This window comes from Salicibibacter cibarius (genome assembly GCF_016495725.1).
GTDB classification, from domain to species: Bacteria; Bacillota; Bacilli; order Bacillales; family Marinococcaceae; genus Salicibibacter; species Salicibibacter cibarius.
In genome coordinates this window covers 2176633-2197848 of the sequence record NZ_CP054705.1, presented here as the reverse complement: position 1 = coordinate 2197848, position 21216 = coordinate 2176633, and the positions used below count along the sequence as shown (strand labels likewise).

Annotated in this window: 13 protein-coding genes; 3 read left to right on the top strand and 10 right to left on the bottom strand. The window is 45.2% G+C overall.

What is annotated here, in order from left to right:
• Nucleotides 1-39 precede the first annotated feature (39 nt).
• The gene (locus HUG15_RS11440; protein ID WP_211202379.1) at nucleotides 40-936 is read right to left on the bottom strand and encodes an AraC family transcriptional regulator; all 897 of its coding nucleotides are present in this window, start codon (nucleotides 934-936) and stop codon (nucleotides 40-42) included.
• A 159-nt stretch (nucleotides 937-1095) separates the two neighbouring features.
• On the opposite strand from HUG15_RS11440, the gene HUG15_RS11435 reads away from it, so the two are divergent.
• Together HUG15_RS11435 and HUG15_RS23500 are read left to right on the top strand one after the other, a co-directional pair.
• Entirely contained in the window at nucleotides 1096-1530 is a 435-nt protein-coding gene (locus HUG15_RS11435; protein WP_246516599.1) for a CPBP family glutamic-type intramembrane protease, read from the top strand.
• The gene (locus tag HUG15_RS23500) at nucleotides 1509-1703 is read left to right on the top strand and encodes a CPBP family glutamic-type intramembrane protease (RefSeq protein ID WP_343073159.1); all 195 of its coding nucleotides are present in this window, start codon (nucleotides 1509-1511) and stop codon (nucleotides 1701-1703) included. The genes HUG15_RS11435 and HUG15_RS23500 overlap by 22 nt, the downstream gene beginning before the upstream one ends.
• 726 nt (nucleotides 1704-2429) lie before the next feature.
• Here the strand turns inward: HUG15_RS23500 and recQ are convergent.
• Both recQ and tnpB read right to left on the bottom strand, forming a co-directional pair.
• The gene (gene recQ, locus HUG15_RS11430) at nucleotides 2430-4196 is read right to left on the bottom strand and encodes a DNA helicase RecQ (RefSeq protein ID WP_200128734.1); all 1767 of its coding nucleotides are present in this window, start codon (nucleotides 4194-4196) and stop codon (nucleotides 2430-2432) included.
• Nucleotides 4197-4355: 159 nt separating this feature from the next.
• Nucleotides 4356-5495 (bottom strand): IS200/IS605 family element RNA-guided endonuclease TnpB, encoded by a 1140-nt coding sequence (tnpB, locus tag HUG15_RS11425; protein WP_200128945.1) that lies wholly within the window; start codon nucleotides 5493-5495, stop codon nucleotides 4356-4358.
• A 165-nt stretch (nucleotides 5496-5660) separates the two neighbouring features.
• Between tnpB and HUG15_RS11420 the strand changes: the two genes are divergently transcribed.
• On the top strand, nucleotides 5661-6509 hold the full coding sequence (locus tag HUG15_RS11420) for an SDR family oxidoreductase (RefSeq protein WP_200128733.1): 849 nt from the start codon (nucleotides 5661-5663) through the stop codon (nucleotides 6507-6509).
• A gap of 82 nt (nucleotides 6510-6591) precedes the next feature.
• Here the strand turns inward: HUG15_RS11420 and HUG15_RS11415 are convergent, their stop codons facing one another.
• From HUG15_RS11415 to HUG15_RS11385, 7 genes are all read right to left on the bottom strand, one after another.
• Complete coding sequence (locus tag HUG15_RS11415) at nucleotides 6592-6819, bottom strand: type II toxin-antitoxin system RelE/ParE family toxin (protein ID WP_200128732.1); 228 nt, start codon at nucleotides 6817-6819, stop codon at nucleotides 6592-6594.
• Nucleotides 6804-6986, bottom strand: a complete 183-nt coding sequence (locus HUG15_RS11410) for a hypothetical protein (RefSeq protein ID WP_200128731.1) — start codon at nucleotides 6984-6986, stop codon at nucleotides 6804-6806. The genes HUG15_RS11415 and HUG15_RS11410 overlap by 16 nt, the downstream gene beginning before the upstream one ends.
• 523 nt (nucleotides 6987-7509) lie before the next feature.
• Nucleotides 7510-10905, bottom strand: a complete 3396-nt coding sequence (locus HUG15_RS11405; RefSeq protein WP_200128730.1) for an AAA family ATPase — start codon at nucleotides 10903-10905, stop codon at nucleotides 7510-7512.
• Nucleotides 10902-12098 (bottom strand): metallophosphoesterase family protein, encoded by a 1197-nt coding sequence (locus HUG15_RS11400; RefSeq protein ID WP_200128729.1) that lies wholly within the window; start codon nucleotides 12096-12098, stop codon nucleotides 10902-10904. Before HUG15_RS11400 ends, HUG15_RS11405 begins: the two co-directional genes overlap by 4 nt.
• A 1006-nt stretch (nucleotides 12099-13104) precedes the next feature.
• A complete protein-coding gene (gene addA / locus HUG15_RS11395; protein WP_200128728.1) occupies nucleotides 13105-16872 on the bottom strand; it encodes a helicase-exonuclease AddAB subunit AddA in 3768 nt (1255 codons plus the stop codon).
• Nucleotides 16869-20303, bottom strand: a complete 3435-nt coding sequence (gene addB / locus HUG15_RS11390) for a helicase-exonuclease AddAB subunit AddB (RefSeq protein ID WP_200128727.1) — start codon at nucleotides 20301-20303, stop codon at nucleotides 16869-16871. The genes addA and addB overlap by 4 nt, the downstream gene beginning before the upstream one ends.
• A 2-nt stretch (nucleotides 20304-20305) precedes the next feature.
• Nucleotides 20306-21169, bottom strand: coding sequence for a S1C family serine protease (locus tag HUG15_RS11385; protein ID WP_200128726.1), 864 nt, complete (start codon nucleotides 21167-21169; stop codon nucleotides 20306-20308).
• Nucleotides 21170-21216 lie beyond the last annotated feature (47 nt).

The following is a 21216-nucleotide window of genomic DNA, read 5'->3' as shown; positions in this document are numbered from 1 at the left end:
GGATAAAAAATCTGCCACAAATCCTGATTTTATAAGGGTTTACCTGTAATTTTTAGCTCCGAAAGTTGAGTTCTTAACTTGTACCCAAATTTCTTTTCTTACCGAAGGATCGTCAACCCCTTCATTCTCCATAAAGAAGATTCCGGGCGCATCATCAATTATTTCGTATTCAGAGGATGGCTGCCATTCTGTATAAATCTTTGCCCATACTTCTTGGAGTTGGAGTTGTTTGTTTTCATCAGAAGTAAAAATCGCCCAGGTGGCTTCAGGAACATAAAGGGCATCTAAATCGAACACATTTTCTTTTGTTGTTAATGTTCCTAAAATAAAATCGCACTGAGCATTTGTTTCATCTTCAAAATCCATAATATTGTACACTGCACTATAGCCGCCGTAAGGCTCCACATTAGATAATTGATTTAATTTATGATACATCTCATCATCTAATGTTTCTTTAATAGTCGTAATGGCTTTGCTTTTCCCCCACTTAACAAAAGGAATTCTTTTTTGGATTCCGACCACGTTAAAAGCGTTTTTCTCTTCAATTCGATAATTCATTTGAGATCCTCCAATCATTGTCAATTGGAAGTAGATTGGAGAATAGGATTTTATTAGCGTCTTCTCTTCATACACATTCGATGGATTCACTTCGTGTACTTTATAAAAAGCCTTTGCAAAAGCATCCGGTGAATCATACCCGTATTTCACCGCTACATCAATCACTTTCATTTTTCTTTCCCTAAGATCATAACCTGCCAAAGCCATCCTTCTTTTACGAATGTACTCTAACAAAGGCATATGCGCTAACAAAAGAAATAGTTTTTTAAACTGAAATAAGGAAATGCCTGTCATATGAGGAATTTCTTTATCTAAATTTAATTCTTCTGCCAAATGATCTTCAATATATGATACGACGTTATTAAGCTCCTTTATCATTGTACCCGCTCCATTACACAAACAATCTATTATCTGCAATCTACATCGATCCGATATTTTTGACATTGAAATTGTCGGATTTATGATATCGGAAAGCTTTAAGATCTTATTATGAAAATACATGAATTCGTTTCAAACTCATATTAAAGGAGTCTTGATATGAATACAATGAAAACCTCGATGGCACCGGGTGAAAGAAAAACAGCATTCGTACTCGTAAGTATTTCATTAATGATTACAATTTGGTTGTTGTTCAGGTATGTTGGAAATCCGCAGCAATTTATTGAGCATCAATTAGGCATCAATTCCAATGCTTTTAACAATCCGATCGTTTGGATACTAACGTTAATCATTGCGATTGGGTATATTATATTTACCGTTAAAGCCATTCCGTTTGTTCGTGAAAACTTATTCACAATCTCGCGTCTTAAACTGATTGGTATATGGGCCGCACTTGTTCTTAGTACGGTAGAAGAAATATTATTCCGGCAGCTATTGATGGATTGGTTACTGCGCTTAGATTATTCACTAACGATCCAAGTGCTAGCGTCAGCTATTTTATTTGGTTTGGCGTGTTACTTAGAGGAGAGCTGAAGATTGCTCTTCCGGCTATTTTGTCTACGACAGTCCTTGGTGGGTTACTGGCCATTTTGTACATTATTGCTGATCGTAATATATTCGCCCCCATAGTTGCTCATGTTTTGATTAATTTATTTATTGAGCCTTGGCTGATCCTTGCGGCCATTACTGGGAAGTGGGATAAGTAAATATCGACAGACAAATATGTTAATAAATCCAAATAAATGAATAGTATCCGCCACCCTTGCTATGATGAATGTGCAACCAAAATCATAGTGGGGTGATCAGGTGGACAATCATTGTACCAAGCAATTGCTCGAACTTCCAGACGTTAATATATTAAACAAAGCTATCTCAATCCCGAGAAAGATTTAATCTTTGAGATAACGCCTACCAAGCATATTCAACCTTGTCCGGTTTATCTCTCTGAACAGGTGAAACGGAACGGCACGCCTTATAAGCGTGGTATTCGCCATTTATCCATGGGTGTTTCTCGCGATTGCGCGAGAATGTCAGAGTTGTGGATACCATTTCGTGTGGGAATATGATTTTATAGCTCTGAAACAACGATATACAATTGCCTTTCAAAACCAATGCTTTTTCAGGGGAAAAGTAATCTTCTCATCCATTTTTCCAATTAATAACGAAGTGGGGATACCACCTACTAAAAAATAGGGATGAATTGATGATATAAGATATTACAAGATCAAGAAAAGAAAAATAGCCCACATTGGGTTCTTGTTCTGATTGTGGCGTATATTGGATAAACGGGATAATGAAACTAAAGAGTACAATAGATATTACAGCGATTACTAGTTTTCTTAGTACCGCTTTTTCACCTTTCTCCCTAGACTCATTAATCAATATTAGCCAAACAAGGGGCGCCTCCATGGGCATCCCTTTTGCCACTCCAGTTATTCCTCCCCATGAATCTCGTCCAAAAACGCTTCGCCGTACACTTCATATTTATGCTCGCCGACGCCTTTAATGGCAAGCATACTTGCTTTTGTCGCGGGCTGTTTGCCGGACATTTCCTTTAAGGTTTGATCGGAAAACACCATATACGGGGCTATTTTATGTTTCTTTGCGAGTGCGGTTCTCAGCTCTCGCAAACGATGAAAGAGAGGGTCGTCATCCGTGACTTGTGCTTTGGCCGTTGCATCCTCTTTTTTCATCACTTTTTGCTCCCCTTTGAGGATCGCAACCGACTTTTCGCTTAGTTGCAACACAGGGTACTGCCCTTGCGTAAGCGTTAAATAACGATGGGCGGTTAAAAAATCAATAAATGCAACGATCGCCTTTTGAGACTCCCCTTTCATGAGGCCGTAGGTAGACAATTGGTCAAAGCGTAAATCTTTTATTTTTTGGTTGCCGGATCCTGTAAGCACCTGGGCAATGATCGTTTTCCCAAACCTTTCTTTCATTCGTTTAATGCATGATAACACGATTTGGGCGTCTTTCGTGACGTCAATAACATTGCGCTGATCTGTGCAATGGAGACATCGTTTGCAATCGATCGGGTTTGCTTCGCCGAAATAGTCAAGAATGTACGCTTGCAGACAAGATTCGGTGTGGCAATAATTAACCATTTCCCGTAGTTTACGGAATTCGTTTGCTTTTCTCGGTTCGTCAAGCTGGGATTGTTCGAGCAGGTATTGCTGAATTTGAATATCTTGAGGGGAAAATAGCAATATGCAATCGCTGTTTTCGCCATCCCGCCCTGCTCTCCCCGCTTCTTGATAATATGCTTCCATCGTCCTCGGGATTTGCGCGTGAATCACATAGCGAACATTCGATTTGTTAATCCCCATCCCGAAAGCGTTTGTGGCCACCATCACGTTGATTTCGTCGTATACGAATGCTTCTTGGCTTTCGGCGCGCTCGTTTGCTTCCATACCCCCATGGTAATAAGCGGCATTGAATCCTTTCGTCTTTAAACGTTGGGCAATGCGTTCCACTTCTTTTCTCGTTGTCGCGTAAATGATGCCCGACTCGTTTTGATTGTTTTCAATATAATTTTGTATGTACGCGTCTCGGTCCTGCCCTTTAATGACAGAGAACGTGAGATTATCACGCGCGAACCCGGTTTTTACGATATTTCCTGCCGGAATCCCGAGGGATTTGCATACATCGTCAGCGACCGTCGGCGTTGCCGTTGCCGTGAGCGCTAAAATCACTGGCTCGGATTGCAGTTGATTGATAAAATGAGGGATATCAAGATAACTCGGGCGAAAATCATGGCCCCATTGCGAGAGGCAATGCGCTTCATCAATGGCGACTAGCGAGACCGGCATCGATTGGATACGAGCCAAAAAATGAGGCGCGGTTAAACGTTCCGGTGCCAAGTATAACAAGGAATATTTTCCGGCCTGCACGTCACTCAACCTCTCCTGCATCTCTTCAAAGGATAAGGAACTATTTAAATACGTGGCAGAAATGCCGAGTTCCTGAATCTCGTCGACTTGATCTTTCATTAACGCAATCAACGGCGAAATAACGATCGTCAGTCCATCCAAAACGAGCGACGGCAATTGATAACAAACCGATTTTCCGCCTCCGGTAGGCATGATCCCCATCGTGTGCTGCCCGTTAAAAATGGAACCGAGGATCGCTTCTTGGCCGGGCCGAAAATCATTATAGCCATAATACGTGTGCAATAGATGGCGCGCTTTCGTAAACATTGAGATCCTCCCAGAAAGGTTGCGTTGAACCTCTCCCGACTAAACAGTCGCGAGATTCTTGGGAAAAGAGCATACTTGATGAATAGCGGCATACGCAAGCATCAGCGGTTTCTCTTATTTACCAAGCTATCCCCGTAGTCCCTACGGTTTTTGTTGATCTTATATTGAAGAAAGATGTTTTAACCCTTCGGTTAAGATGTTTTTACTGGCGTTGATATCACGGTCATGGTGAGCCAGACATTCAGGGCAAGTCCATGCTCGAATATCAAGCGTTTTCTTACCATCATGGTGTCCGCACCCGGAACAAATCTGACTAGACGGAAACCATTGATCCACTTTGATGATGTCACGCCCATACCAGTCAGCCTTATAATACAATTTCTCGACAAAACTAGACCATGATACGTCAGAAATGTTTTTGGCCAATTTATGATTACGCAACATCCCTTTTGTGTTTAAATCTTCAATACAGATCACATCGTGGTTTGTGATGATGTCTGTACTTAGCTTATTCAAAAAATCCGTCCGTTGATTATTCACTTTTTCGTGTAATGTAGCAACCTTCTTCTTTTGCTTTTGATAGTTTTTGGCGTCAAAGAGATTGATGCCTTTGTTTTTAGCCACTGACGCACGCCTTGATAACTTGCGCTGTTCACACTTTAGTTTCTTTTCCATTTGAGACGTGAATCTATGATTGTCCACTTTTCGGCCGTCAGAAAGAATGGCGAAATCAGTAATACCTAAGTCAATACCAACCGTCGAATCCGTTTTAGGAAGCTCGCTGATGGCTTCTTCGCAAAGCATAGAGACAAAAAACTTACCGCTCGGCTTTTTTTGAATCGTGGCATTGAGGATACGTCCTTTGACGTCTTTGCTTTTGGCAAATTTAACGTAGCCAAGTTTAGGTAATTTCAAACGATTCTCTTTGATTTGGATGCTGTCATTCACATTTTTTGTCGTATAACTTTGAACAGGATGTTTTTTGCTTTTGAATTGAGGTTTATGATTTTGCTTATTAAAAAATCGAGCGAACGCATCGGCAAGATGTTTAAGCGAAGATTGAATGGCGATGCTATCCACTTCTTTCAGCCAACAAGTTTCTGAGTCATTTTTCATTCGCGGCAGTAAAGCAGAACAGGCGTTATAGGATAAGCCTTTACCGGCTTCGGAATATTCTTTATTCCATAGATTTAGAAAATGATTATACACGAATCTCGTACAACCTATTGTTTTTGCAATTAGTATTTCTTGTTCTTTGTTTGGATAGATGCGAAATTTATATGCTTTGTGTTGAAGGATTAAGCTCACCTCCAGTAATGCCAACTTTTGGTCTTTATTTCATTATAACATATGTCGTTAATTGACATAGCTAAAGCCGATTCATCTACACGACTGAAGTCGCGATTTTCTCGGCTAAATGATAAAATGAATCTATCTTCTTATGATAGCGAGGGAAACTTTTCAGTGCAAGGCAAAAAAATCATTATTACCGGAGCGAGTGGAGGAATAGGAAAAGAAACAGCGGAAGTATTGGCGGCGAGGGGCGCACATGTGACGATCGCGAGTCGGAATGTCCGGCGGGGAGAAGATGCGAAAGCGGATATCCTCACCCGCATTCCGTATGCCCAACTGGATGTGAAGCACTGTGACTTGGCTTCACTAGCGAGCGTTCATTCCTTTGCCGAAACGTATCGAGAAAAACACGGACATCTTTATGCGCTCATCAATAATGCCGGAATCGTAACAGTGAAGCGGGAATACACCGAAGACGGTTTTGAAAAGATGCTCGGCGTCAACCATATTGGCCATTTTTACTTAACAACCAAACTGTTGCCATTACTTAATGGAAAGGATAACGCCCGCATTATTACCCTTTCTTCCGGCGCTTACAAATGGGGAACGATTGATTTTTCTGATCCGCATTTAGAAACGTTTGGGATATGGAAAGGGTATGCACGCTCAAAGCTTGCCAATGTCTTGTTTACGATAGAATTGGCGAGGCGTTTGAAGACAAGTTTTGTCAATGCCGTCAGTGTGCATCCGGGGGCGGCAAGCACCCAAATCGGAGTCAATCGCGACACGGGATTCGGTCAAAAGATTCATGATGTCCTGCGCCCTTTTTTGAAAACAGCGCGTGAAGGTGCGCAAACGAGCATTTATTTGGCTTCGACCCGCGAATTGGTGAACGGCGGTTATTATTATGAAGGCGGGAGACGACAGGTACTGAAGAGAAAAGCGTTGGATGACGAACTCGCAAAGGACCTTTGGGCATGGAGCGAGATGGAGATCGAACGGCGGGGGTTTAATGGATAATCATCCTAAGGCTGATTATCTTTTCATACATTGTTGAGCACCATGTACAAAAGCAAGTATCACAATTTCTCGGTAGAAAACTTTATAAATTAGGCGGTAACGATGAATGAATATCTCTCTCACTTGTTTGTTTGTCGTCGTGTTCAGGAACTATCCTTCCACGATTGGCAAACTCACTTAAAGATCTGGAACGTTCTTTGACTTTATTATAAAAAGCAATCGCATACGATGGTGAATCCTCGTAAATGTACGCGACTGCCCTTTCCAAATCAGTAGCAGCCGGACTTGACCAGATTACTGTTTTAGCCATTTTTCTACCCGTTTCTCCATTTCATCTTGGGAAACAATATCACCATTTTCGACAGCGTGAAGTCCGTTTTGAATTTTACTCTGTACAAAAATGGTATATTGAAGATCTTCGAAAGAACTGTTTTCAGGCATCTTATCAATAATATCCTTTACCTGCTCCTTGTGCATTTCAGATCACCTCAAACACCTTTTTCTGTATTTTATCACATCTTAACCGTAAAATGTAGCACAAAGAGATAGCCACGAAGCATTTACCCTCATGGCTATCTCTTATTAATATCCTTTAACCACAGTTTTTCAAGAAATAACAAACCATACAACACTGTGGGCAAGAGGGCTTTGGATTTCGGCACAATCTTTTATCTTTTTGGTTTTGATAACGCTCGGCCCCTAAATGGATGCGCTCATTAAATGACATGTTCGTCCCTCATTACTTTCATTTTTCGTTATTGTATGCTGGAAAGTCATTGAATGCATAGTGAGAAGCCTAGCCGCCGATGTCTTTTCCGCTTTTTTGCTTCACTCGGATCCCCATGACGACTGAATTCACCTTTTTTACATGCTTTCGGGCTCCATAGGGCGTTCATGGCGACCGAATCGTTGATTTTTGACTCTTCTCGGGCTTCATGAACGCTTTATGATACCCGAATCGCCTGTTTTTTACATTGTTCGGGCACCATAGCCCCTGATATCAGCTCGTGATCGTTAAGCAGCTGCCTTGGCCATCGGGTTTCGGCGCTTCCACGAGCAAGCGTTTGTGCAAACGCTCTTGCAATTCGGGGACGTGGCTGATGACGCCAACGGCAAGGTGGTCGGTCTGCAATTGTTCAAGAGCGTTGACGACAGTGTCCAACAATTCAGCATCGAGCGTACCAAAGCCTTCATCAAGGAAAAAGAATTCGAGCGGATACTGGCCTCTCAATTGAATGGATACGGACAGGGAAAGAGCGAGCGCCAACGAAGTTAAAAAGGTTTCCCCTCCGGAAAGCGTGGACGTCGGCCGTTTTTGCCCGCCGTTAAAATAATCAGCAATTAAAAAGTTATTGTCTGAATCGAGCGCCAAGGCGTACCTCCCCTGTGTGAGGGCATGGAGGCGCTCGGAAGCATGCCGAGTCACTTGCACAAGTTGTTCTTCGGCGATATAATTGACAAATGCTTTTCCTTTAAACACTCTCTCCAATTCTTGATAATGACCGATTTTAGTCGCCGCTTGTTGCCGTTCTTCTTCAAGTTCCACATAACGGTGATGCTTTTCTTGAAGGTCCTCCCATTTTGAGCGGGCAACGCTTCGTTCTTCCTTCTTTTGATCGACTTGTTCCTTTTTTTGTTGAAAGGCTTCGTCTAATGATCCCCATTCTTCCTCTGTCATCCGTTTTCCGTCCAATGCTTCCTCTACTTCCGCTAGTCGTTGCTTTGTTTGAGCCCATTTCGTTTCAAAACGCTGAATTTGCGTTTCGTATTCGTTTCGTTTTTCAGCATTTAAGGCATAACCTTTAAGTGTTGAACTATCCAATGCCCCTTGCAAAAGCTTTTCGGCTTCCGTGCCTTCGTCTGTGTTTTTTTGCTGTTCCCAGCGTTCGTTCGCCAATGCATGATTTCTATGTGCAGATGCGTATTGTTCCTCGGCGGCCGATTTTGTTTGTTCTGCTTCTTGTCGGCTGGTTGTCGTTTTTTGATAGTTCTCTTCCGCGGTTTTCTCGTCGTTTTGGAGATGCCGGAGGGTCTCCTCAGCGTCCGCCAGTGCTTTTGTTGCTGATGTGTTTTCACCGAGTGCTTCCTCAAGCTTTACTTGAGCTTGCCGGTATTCTTTTTCCTGATGTTCCCGTTCCGCTTTTCGTTGTAAAAGAAACATTTGTACGTTGGTTCGTTTGGATTCGATCTCTTTTATGTTTTCTCGTAATGATTCTAAATGTTTTTGTTGTTGACGCACATCTTCCCTAAGCTCTTCCTGTTGTTCATGTTCTTTTTGTGCCGTTTGCCATTCTTCATGAATGGTCTCCAAGGAATGATCCGGAAACGATTCGTGCCATTCTTTCTTTTGTTTTTCGTAAATGGTTTCCTGCTTTTGTTTTTTCATTGTGGCATCCTCGCGATTGGACGCCGTTTGCTTGTAGAGTGCGTCGATTTCGTTGAGATTAGAGGTGTGTTGTTGTGCTTGTTCGAGCCATTGCTTTGTATTAGTCAAAAGTGTATCCAATGATTTGGTTTTCGCTTCCAATTTATGCAAAAATTGATCTGCTCTCGTTTGTGCATCCTCTGCGGTCAAATCGCTTAAAAGCTTAGGATGGGAAGGCGTGCCTTGATCTATTGGTGGCTGCGCTGCCTTCTCCTTTGTCACCGCCGTGATTTGCTCGGAATAACGCTCAAGTTCCCAACGATATCGGTCAATGCTTGTTTCTGCTTCCAAACGCTCACATATGGATTGAAACAAATCTCTATCGTGCGCTTGAGCATCAAGTGAATGCCCTGGCGCCGGATGCTCGGTGGAACCGCAAACAGGACAAGCGTCTCCTTTTTCCAGTCGGGAAACAAGGGCTTGTACCGCTTTCGCCTCGCTCGCATGAATCTTTTTTGCTTGCATGTCCTTGATGGTAGCGATTAAGGATTGTTGTTCTCTTTTTGCTTCGCTTAAATCAAAAAACCACTGGAAAAGGTTTTTTCGGGTCGACTTCAAACGCTCGAATAATTGATCCCTTTTTGCTTTTTCCTCTCTCATGTAAGCTTCCTGTTGTTTAACTTTATCAACGGCGATTTGTTCCGCGCTTTTCTCCTCATCCAAACGCTCGGCTTGTTGCCTTAAAGCTTCGCCCTTTTCAAAAGCCTGTCGAATTTTTTCCCGACTGGATTGAGCTGTTTCATAGGCGTTAAGCAGCTCTTCTTTCTCCTTTATAAGGCGCTTCGCGTTCGTTTCCGTTTCTTGTGCTTTCTGAAAGTTATTATCTGCGGTTTCTTTTTCCTTTGACAAACGCGATTCTTCTTCCCGGAGCGCCTCCATTTTTTGAGCAGATGTTTGCAACTCTGCTTCCAGTCCTTTTGCCTCTTCCAGTTTCGCGATTTTTACGGTGAGCTGTGGCTCTTCCGCTTGTCGTTTTTCCTTTGTTTTCCGATAGTAATCTTGCGCTTCTTTTTCCTTTTTTACCAGTTTTTCCACTTGTTCACTGCTTTCTTTTAACGCTTTTTCGGCCTCATGTTGTTCACGTTCGCTCCGTTCCTGCTCTTCCCGATACGGGAGCAGCTGATTCGCGATCGCGCTGATACGCAACGCTTGCCGGCGCTTTTCGTGATGGGGGCGTTCCTCCGATAAGGATGCTAGCTCGTTTTCGAGTTCAGCTTCAATCTTTTGTTGTTGTAGTATTTCTTTTGCCCTTTGCCATTTCGTTTCCAGTTCTTCTTTTAAGGTTTCTTCCCTATGTAGTGCGTTCTCTACTTGGACTACCGTCTGCCTGGCTTTCGTCAATGCTTCTTCGGAAGCATCGCCTAGCCCGTTTTGTTCGGCTTCAATTGTATCTTTTTTTGCACTTGCCTCGGCGAGATGTTTTTTGATTTTCTCGTTTAACTCATCCCCATATTTCTCTAAATCAAATAATCGTTGCAACATTTTGCTGCGTTCGGCGCCTTTGAGACTCAGAAATTCGGAAAACTTGTTTTGCGGGAGAACGACCGCGCGGGTGAAATCTTCAATTTTCAACCCGATCATCATTTCGATCTCCCGATCCATTGCCCCTTTTTTGTCGGCCAGTACGACCGGTTCTTCGGTCGTTTCGATAAAACGGGAACGCGTCGTTTGCAAGGCCGTATCTTTTCGTTTTGCCCTTCTGTCGGCGATAAACGTACGGTTGCCGAGCCGAAAAGAGAAAGAAACGGCGACTTCCGTCTCCGATTGATTAATCATGCTCGCGCCGACACTTCCAGACCGGCTAATTTTCCCATACAAAGCAAACGTCATCGCGTCCAGAATCGACGACTTCCCACTTCCCGTAGGGCCGAAAATACCGAAGACACCACCATCACAGAGTTGGCTGAAATCAATCGTTTGTTCTTTGCGAAAACTGTGGAGGCCCCGTACGTTTAACTGTAATGGTCTCAACGGACATTCACCTCCTCCTGAACGGAATCATCTTCTTCCAGAAGTTCCAAAAATAGTTGCGTAAGTTCAGGTTCCGGTGTAGCTCCATCGCTTTTTTTCTCATAAAATTGCCGGAATAATTCATCAATGGGCAGATGTTGACGCGATTCCATTGGTTTAAACGTCTCTTCGGGTAAAACGGCGCGAATGGTTACAATTCCCGGGTGAGCACGACGAATCGCTTGGATATCATCAGGTTTGATGGTGTGCTCGCTATGAATAGACAAGTCAATCCAATCATTCATTCCATGACGTTCATCCAACCATCGATGCACTTGTGCAATGCCTTCCGTGGCATGCCAACGTGTCAGTCTTTTCCCGCTCGAAAGCGGTACTTCCGTTACACGCGCTTGCTTACCGGGGTCAGCTTCAATCACCGTGACCGATTTGGTAACCCCGGTCTCATTGAAGGAAAAAGCAAGGGGGGAACCGGCATAACGGGCCGAAGATGTTGCTTCTTTTACCCATTGGGGACGATGCAAGTGGCCCAAAGCGGTGTAAGCAACATTCTCGGGAAGACTTCCCGGACGCACCGTGTATGCCCCGCCCATTTCGATTGGACGTTCCGAGTCGGAGCCTGCGCCTCCGGCTATAAAGAGATGGCTCATCGCCATATTGACGTTATCACGCGTGAAGCCGCTGCTTAACTGTTGAAATAAACGGGCAATGCGGGCATCATATGCAGCACGATACGTTTCATCATCCCCTGCAAATGCTTCGGAATCCGAAAAACTCTCCTTTAACCTTGCCTCCGAGGGATAAGGAAGCGCGGCAATGTGTAAATGCGTCCCTTCCTGTTTTATCGGGACTTTTAACGCTGCGGATTGCGGCAATCCGACCATGTAAATCTCTTGGCCTTGAACGAGGGGCATTGCGGCCGACAAACGCTCCGGCTGATCGTGATTGCCGGCAATGATGACGACCGGTCGCTTCCCTTGATCAGAAAGTCTGCTCATGCTTTCATAATAGAAACGTTCGGCCTCGGCAGGTGGGTTGCTGCTGTCGAAAATATCCCCGGCAATCAGAACGGCATCAACGGCATATTCGTCAACAATCGTCATGAGTTCATCCATAAACGCCTCATGTTCAGGCTTTCGGTCTCTGCCTTCCAATGTGCGTCCCAAGTGCCAGTCGGCGGTGTGTAAAATTCTCATTAAAGAACCTCCTTTATGCCGGAAGTCGGAGAATCATTCTTCGTTTCCTAAGAGGGATTTTCGATCTCAGGCTTTTGAAATCTGACTTCCGTCATTGGGCAAACGCTAAAATCGATGGTATATGGATTAATGTGCGACTAACAAACGAGTAAAGATCCAAATGTTTATACGCTTGACATCGGTAAGAACAGTTACAATTCGGGCTAGAATAGAAGGGTGACCAACTAGACCCGAAGACAGCTCGATACGATATATTAGCGGAGCTTTCGCTGAAATTATAACGTATGACGGCTCTTTGCGATATAATGACTGAAACGATCCGCGAAATTATAACGCATAATGGCTTTTTGCGATATAAAAACGGCGATAGCGCTGAAATTAGATCGTAAGCTGTCCACATGCGATATTAGAAACAGAACACAAAACGAAGCTTATGAGAAGTTTCTGTTAAAAGTGGCGCGACTCCGAACCTGGATGGCAACAGAGACACACACTCGAAATATAGCCCTTTTTCGGGCACGTTTCCCGCGTGTCTGATGTTTGTTACCCTTGCGAGTGTTTGCTGTCTCCTCGGTCCTTCTACTAGTGTGCACTATGGCTGAAATAAAAGATCACACCTGCAAATGCTACTGAGACACGGGTTCAATATGGGTTGCCCCTCTTTGCGCAGGATTCTATCGATCTAAAATCTGGATGATCGTCGAAAACAGAGATGGGCGACTGCTTGCGGCCGATTGACGCGTGGCTTGCCCGATGCTGGGTGACCAGGTAATTCAACCACACAACACTGGCTAGCGGATGAAAAACACGAATACCCCTGTGGGAAAGCGCAGTGGGAAGCCCCCGCCAAAAAAAGCAAACTTCTTTTTTGCCGGTAAGAAATTATAATCAACTTTCTTACCGGCATAAGTGCGACTAACGAGGAGGCTGAGCGCAAGCCCACGGAAAGCGCAGTGTTTTTCCACAGCTAAATCTTAACGATGGATTTCGGTGAAGCGTCAGCCTTTTATATCGAGATCGTGAACCCGCCATCAAAGAAATACAAATATTTTTCATGAACATTCGTTTTCCATATTTGTTCGATCGCTTCCGTGTAGAGGTTCACCTGTTGTTCATAACGCTTGCGAAGCAATGTCTCATTCATCCGGGTATTGATCTTATCGCTCTTGTAATCAATAAGAACGAATCGTTGATCATCATCATGAAACAAACAGTCAGCCACCCCTTGGATAAGGATTGGTTCCGAATATTCATCGTCCCAGCCAGGATGGATTTCCTCAGCGGATTTAACGAACGTAAATGGCACTTCGCGATAGACATGAGAGGAACATCGGAGCCGTTTGCCCAAGTCGGATTGAAAGAAACGAGAAATGGCATGGACATCAATCGCTTGTGCTTGTGTTTTTGTTAACTGCTCTTTTTCTTTCATTTCTTTAACCTTTGCCTCAATTTGAGAAACAGTATGGCTTTGAAGGGAGATGCGTTGCATCACCGCGTGCATTGCTGTTCCGAACTCGGCACGGTTAAGGGAACCTTTATCTTCTTGCATGAAACGTGGACGCGTGGCATTGTTCGATTGAAAATGCTGTTCACGCATCGGTTTTGCAGCATATGGATCTTCGTTATCGTTACGCTTTTTTATTTCGCTCACACTCTGCTTGGCAAAATGTGTTGTTGCCGAAGGGCGTGGATAAACCCAATCGAGACGTTTTTGCACGAGGTCGGCAACGGTATCGTCTTTTGACTCCAATTCAATGGGCTGTAAGGTTTGCACCTTAGCAAATGTCGCTTCCAAGTCGCCACTGTTTGGTTCGTCGGCAAATAAGCCCTCGGTTTCAGAAAAGGTGACGTTCCACTCGGATTCATCCGCAAGAATAGAATCGAATGGGATTTCCGCTATTTCACGCAATGCGCTTGAAGCGGGGTGTCGAATGATGGAAGGACCAATCCAATCAAAAAATGTTTTCGCCCGAGCCCTCGTTTGAAAGGGTAATTTTTCGCTCGCTGTCATTGCTTTTTTCAGCCATCCATCGACCGTTTTCTCGGGTTCTTTTGCGACCCCGACAAGAATGGCTTTTTCTTTGGCGCGCGTCATCGCTACGTAAAGAATGCGGAGCTCCTCCGAAATTTGCTCTTTTCGTGTTTCCTGTTTCATCGTGATGAGGGGCAATGTTTGGAATGTTGCCCGTTTTTCGGTGTCTATATATTTGGAGCCAAACCCAAGCGATTGATGAATTTGTATGGGCGCTTGTGCATCTCTCAAATTAAATTGTTTCGTCATCCCGGCGACGAACAGCACGGGAAACTCCAACCCCTTGCTTTTATGAACCGACATGATTTTCACAACGTTTTCTTGTTCTCCGAGGGTACGCGCTACTTCCAAATCGTCTCCCCTCTCTTCCATACGGTCAACGAAACGCAGAAAGCGAAACAAGCCTCTGAAAGAAGTCTGTTCATAAGCACGTGCCCGATCATAAAGAGCATGGAGGTTCGCCTGCCTCTCCTTTCCTCCGGGAAGACCACCGACGAAGGCATCATAACCTGTTTCATGGAACAAATCCCAGATTAATTTGGATAAAGAATGATTGCGCGCTTGGGAGCGCCATTTTTGTAAATGGCGGTAAAAGGCCGCCACCCGATTTCTCCATTCTTCTCCGGCTCTTTGTTTTTCTTCCATAAACGAAAGTTTGGCGTCGGCCGGAAGGACGGGTTGTTCCGCCACAATTTTTTTCATCGCTTCATAGAAGGCTTCTCCTTTACCGGCCAAACGGATGTCTGCCAGTTCATTTTCACGCAGCCCAACGATTGGAGAACGGAGCACACTCGCGAGTGGAATGTCTTGATATGGGTTGTCAATCACACGAAGTAAAGCCATCATAACTTGTACTTCCACGCGTCTGAAATACCCGCCGGACTGGGCCGCGTAACTGGGGATTCCCGCCTGTTTAAAGACATCCATAAATGTTGGCGCAGCATTCATTGTGCGCATCAAAATCGTGATATCCCGGTATTCCACAGGTCGCGTTTGGCCGGAGTGTTTATCGTAAACGGGAAAGCGGTTTTCAATCATGGATTGGATGCGCTCCGCGATCCATTGTCCTTCCTTTTCTGCGGCTTGAAGTTCTTCCTCTTCGTCGTCGTGCCCATGCCCCGTTCTGTCTAGCAGGACGACCTCGTTTTCATAACCTATAGCTTCTTGGTCATAGTCCAGATTGCCGTAACGAAGCGCTTGGTCCTCATCATAATGGACATCTCCGATCGTTTCATCCATCACTTGCTTAAAAACATAGTTGACCCCGTCGAGCACCTGTTTTCTGCTTCGGAAATTTTCAGCGAGGTCCACGCGAATCCCATTATTCTTCACGCTCCCTACATCTTCATTTTTCAATGTTCCGTAGCTTTGTTGTTTCTCTAAAAAAAGCGAGGGCTCAGCGAGGCGAAAACGGTAAATGCTCTGTTTTACATCCCCGACCATGAAACGGTTGTGACCGTTGGAAAGCAATTGAAGAATCGCTTCTTGGACACGGTTTGTATCCTGGTACTCATCGGTGAGAATTTCCGTAAAATAATCCCGGTAGGCAAGGGCAACCGCCGATGGTTGTTGCGTGTCTCCTTCCCGCAAAATTTGCAACGTTAAATGCTCCAAATCTTCATAGTCAATGAGCGCTTTTTCCCTTTTCTCATCCGCATAGCGTACGCTAAAGTCTTGGACAAGGGTCACAAGCAAGCGTACATTCTCTTTCATACCGCGAATCTTATCCAAATGGGTTTCTGGGTTCGGGGCGAATATTTTGGCAACATCATCGATGATTTTCTTTGCTTCGTCCCGATAACCCTTGCTCTCTTTTGCCATCGATTCATCGGCTTCTTTGTCTTTGGCGGGCATCCTTTGCGAAGAGAAATGTTTGAATGTCTCGTGCAAATCGTCCCAAGTATCACTCGCAAGCAAAGTTTCCAACATTTGCTGTTCATTTGTGAGCACGCCAATGTATTTTGAAGGGCCGGAAGGGTGCTCGGCGAGAGTTATTGCTTTTGATAATAAATCTGCGGCGACTTGCAATTGTTCACGGGCGTGCGATTGAAAAGAAGCCCCCCAGGGCGTATCCTCCAAGCTTTCATAGGAACGTTCATACATGCGGGCCACATCTTCCAGCCAGCGGTGCGGTTCCGGCTGCGCCCGGGCTTGAGTGAACAAGGACAATAGCAACTGTCGAAGCCCTTCATCACTGCGGTCGCCGCTGTAAGCATCCACCAACTCAAAGAAAAGCCCGTCCCCGGATCCGTAGTATTCTTCCAAAACCTCGTCCAGCACTTCTTCTTTCAAAATTTCCCGTTCGGTATCATTGGCGACTCTCACATTCGGATCAATATTAGCTTCATAATAATAATGTCGAATCACTTGATTGCAGAATGAATGAAGCGTGGAGATGTGGGCACGGTTTAACAATTGGCGCTGCCTTTGTAAATGTAATGATCCGGGATTATCTTTCAAAGCTTCATCCAATCGTTCGCCAATGCGTATGCTCATTTCCGCTGCAGCTGCATTTGTAAAGGTAACGACGAGCAAATGATCGATCTCTGCCGGATCATTTGGATCGATAACTCTGCGCGCGATTCGTTCGACAAGCACAGCGGTTTTCCCGCTACCGGCGGCCGCCGATACGAGAATATTCCCCCCGCGTAACGCGATCGCACGCCACTGATCATTGGTCCAACGGACATTGGTCGGCTTTTCGGCCATCTGCCACCGCACGTGTTCTACATCTGGAGTCAAGACTCATCCTCCTCACGTTTCATATTTGCCATCGTTATTTCATCCGAAAGCGTAGGGAGCAGTCGATAGTCATTGCTCGGAAGTGTGGGATCAAATTGACAAACCGATTGAAGCGGGCAATACGTACAAGCGATTTCGTTTTTATCGGTGCGGTATGGGTCGATCCCTACCTTGCCTTCACTCATCATTTCTCCGATGTCTTTCATCTTGGTACGCAAATACCGTCGCAACGATTGGAAATCATCTTTTGCAACAATGGAAGATTTAGATTCGGAAAAAGCGCCGTCCTTTTTCATGTAAACAGGGATAATGGACGAGTGACCGCCTTCATGAAGGGATTGATCCATCAAGGTGGCAATCGTTTCATCCGCGGGTAAAATCCCCTGCATCTTAAACTGCTTCAAAAGTTTGTCGGCAATCTTGGCCTCATCCATATCCTCATCCGCTTCAACGATCGGGTTGTGGACATGGAAATAAAACATCCCGCCGATATCCGCGTCCGTCCCCAACCATTGTTTGGCGCCATGCAAAATGATATCCAAATAAACCGGCATTTGTAGGGAAATACCATGAAAGACATCCGATAGGCGCCATTGTTGCCGGCTCGATTTATAGTCGATCACACGCAACAGGTCGCCGCTTTCACTTTTGGCATGATCCACGCGGTCAATACGCCCGCGCAAAGACAGATTGCTTCCATTTTTTAAATGAAATTCATAAGTGGGGATATTCCCTTTTTGATTTCCGAATTGGACTTCAAGCCCGATAGGGACAAAACTTGATGATTGCGCCTGAGTACGCAACGTCTTCGTCGTATGGACAACAACATCCTCCAATTTTTTGCTTAAATAAGCATAGCGATTCGTGCTGAACATAATATTTCGTTGGACGTAGGGCAACAGCTTCTCTACGGTTTCGCGGGCAATCTGCGCGCACTCATGATCGGATAGATCCGCCCATACAAGGTTTTGTTCCCGGACAACTTCCGCTACATCTTTAAGGGCAGCATGAAAAAGCTCACCGATATCCGGGGCTTCCAATTTGAAAATCTCACGTTCTTTTAACCCTAATCCATACGTACCAAAATGCCGAAACGCACATTTTTGAAACATTTCCATACGGCTGACGCTCGTTTGGATATCTTCTCCATAAAGCTCCTTCGTCGTTCCTTCATCCAACCTCATGGCTTGATTTTTGTAAAATAAACTTCCCAACGCGGTTCGCAAGCGATCCTGCCATTCTGATTTTGCCGTAAACCAATTATAGACATGACCCCAAACGTCAGGGAGCTCTTCGCCATTCCGCCATCTCTGCAATTGCATAACCAGTTCCTCAATCGCTTGTTCCGGATGATTGATAAACGTCCATTGCATGTCTTCCTGCGCGCTGCCGGCATCCGCTTCGATAAATGTTTGTGCCATATTTGGATATTGTTCCCGCAAACGCGTAACAAGCGGGGACGGAAGCAATGTTTTGCCGTCTTCGTCGGCAAGTGCATAGGTGTAAATAAGCAAATCGGCCGGGCTTTCTTCTGCCATATATAAGTAAAAGGGTTCGTTCCAAAGACGGTCATTGGCTGAAGGTCCGACGGAAAGACCGATGGATTCCAGCTGATCACGTTCACGGTCGCGGATCAACCCTTCTTCTTCCGGTTTAGCCGGCAAAATCCCCTCATTTGCACCGAGAATAAAGGTGACGCGTACATCCGGCAGACGAGAGCGTTCCATATCCGCGATGGTCACTTGATCAATGGCAGGGGGGACGATTGCAAATTGCATGCTTTCCAAGCCGGCATCCATCATGCGGCTAAAGTAAAAGAGCGAGAGATGGTCATCGCCGGCCGCGTCCACAAATTGATCGAGCAGATCCATCACATTTTCCCATACTTGATCATGCTCTGCAGCACTTTCCAACGCACCGTCTGTCATTGCTTGATCCCGCATCCTTTCTATTTTAGCCGGCAACTGCAATTCTTCGAAAAAAAGATACAATGCTTCGCAACGCCCCCGTACGCTTTTTCTTTCTTTCAAACGCGTTTCCAACGTGAGTAACGGCGCAATCAACGCATCTCGCGTGTTGTTAAGGCGAGCTTCAATCTTTTTTTCCATATCGGTCTGTCCATCGGTATCCATCACATTTCGGTGCCGTAAATAGTGCCAACGATGTTCTTCTTTCCATTTATTTCCGTAAATGCCGTGAGCCAACGCGTAGTTTTCCAGCTCGTCCACTTTCTCACGCCAATCCCTCCAATTGTCTTCGGGCAAAAAAAACAAGTCGGTTTTCAAGGCGCGAAATACCGCTTCAAACGGCCAATTTTTTTCAACGATTTCGAGCGTAGAACGAATAAGCTCTACGACCGGGTGATGCATCATTGACCTTTTTTCATCCAAAAAAATCGGGATTTCAAGGCGGCCAAACACGCGTTTTAGCAATTCATCGTACGGTCTGTCATCGCGAACGAGAAGGGCAATGTCCTTGTATTTATACCCATCGTCGCGAACGAGTTCAATGATTTTACGCGCAACGCCTTCAACTTCCGCTCGCCGGTTCACCGCTTCAAACAACTGAGGGGCTTCTTCGTGAACACTTGGGTGTTCGTCTGAAAACATACGGACGTTCCAACCAATATTGTGATCAATGGTAAGAGTGGTCAATTTTGTGTACGTTTTTGACGTCAGATAGAAACGGTCAAGTTCATTGGGATCCCTGTCTTGGTTAGGGACATGATCGATGGTAAGGGCAACTGTCATTTCCTTTGCTCTGGCAAACAAGGATTCGATGACATACAGCTCCTGCGGGCTGAAATCGTAAAACCCGTCAATGTAAACGATGGCACCCTCCAGCCACTCCGAATCAGGCAATTGTCGGATGAGCCGTTTTAGCGCTTCTTCCGTGTTCATGTAAGTGCCCTGAAAGGCTTGTTCAAACCGCTCAAAAACGAGAGATATATCATGAAGCTTATCGTGCAGCCCGGCCGTTTTTCCATCTTCTCCCAATAGCGATTGCTTTTCGGCGATCATCTCCGGTGTTAACGCTTGCCGCCGCATTTCCGTCATCATCAGTTCCAGTTCATTAATAAAGCCGTCCGTATCGGCTGCTTTTCGAAACACGCGGAAATGCTTTTTCTCCTCTTCCACAATTTTGCGAAGCAGCATATGGACACCGGCCCGTTGCAAACGGTCACCGGTATTCCCCCCGGTTTCTTGCAAGACACGCAGAGCCAGACGCGAGAAACTTAACACATGGGCACGCGACATCCCGCCGAGCTGTTTAGTCAATTGGTATTCGATTTGAAACGTCATTTGTTCCGGAACGAGAAAAAGGATGGGCGGGCCGTCGACGGCTTCTTCAGACAATGCGCGCTCTACTTCATTCAATAAGGCGGTTGTTTTTCCGGTTCCGCTTTCCCCCATATAAAAACGCAATTGCATGCTTACCCTTCCTCTCCTATTTCTTGAATGTGTCGCCATACTTCACCCACAGGAACCATCAACCCTACACTTCCTCCTTGTCCTCTCGGCTGATGCCTTGTCGCAAAAATGACACCGACGACGTCTCCTTCCTCATTGATGGCAGGGCTGCCGCTGTTTCCTCGATAAGTGGGTGCGGAAATGGCAGTTGGGTTGCCGCTTTCAATTATCTCGCCCTCGTTGGCGATACCGCTAAAATTAAGCGGATTTCCTATAATCGTAATATAAGTTCCTTCTTCAACATCTTCTTCCGATTGCAGTTGGAGCGGATCGACAGCAACATCTTCCTCGATCCGGATCAATGCCAAATCCACATCCTCGGATTGGCTCACGGGCGTTGCTTCATAAGCGGAGCCGTCGTGCAAGGTAACAACCGTTTGCAACGCATCCTCTACCACATGGCGGTTCGTAGCAATGAGCCCGTCCTCATGAATAAAAAAACCTGTCCCCCGCGTTGTCTGGCCCGGTTTTTCCACTTCCAATGTGACGACGGATTCCCGCCACTCCGCCACGTCTTCATCTTGGGATAACTCATAAGATGTTGCCAGGAAATCCACGACATCAGGTTGAAAAAGTTGAATAAGGGAGGTGGTCCCTTGAATGACCAATAAAAAAGATACAAAAATGATGCCTAGTTTCATCCAACGTCTCTTGCTTTTCTTTTTCTTTACAGTTCCTGCATCTTCTATTTCTTCGCGATAAAAATCCTCTAACGGAGGCTCTTCCGGCGGGATGTCCTCATCGTCTCTTTCCCCCGTATCATGATCCTTTTCTTCAAAGGGATCTTTATCTCGTTCATCATGTTCCCGTCGTCTGTAGTGATCCATATGTAATAAGCCACCCTTTATACTAACATAGAGGAAAATAAAGAACA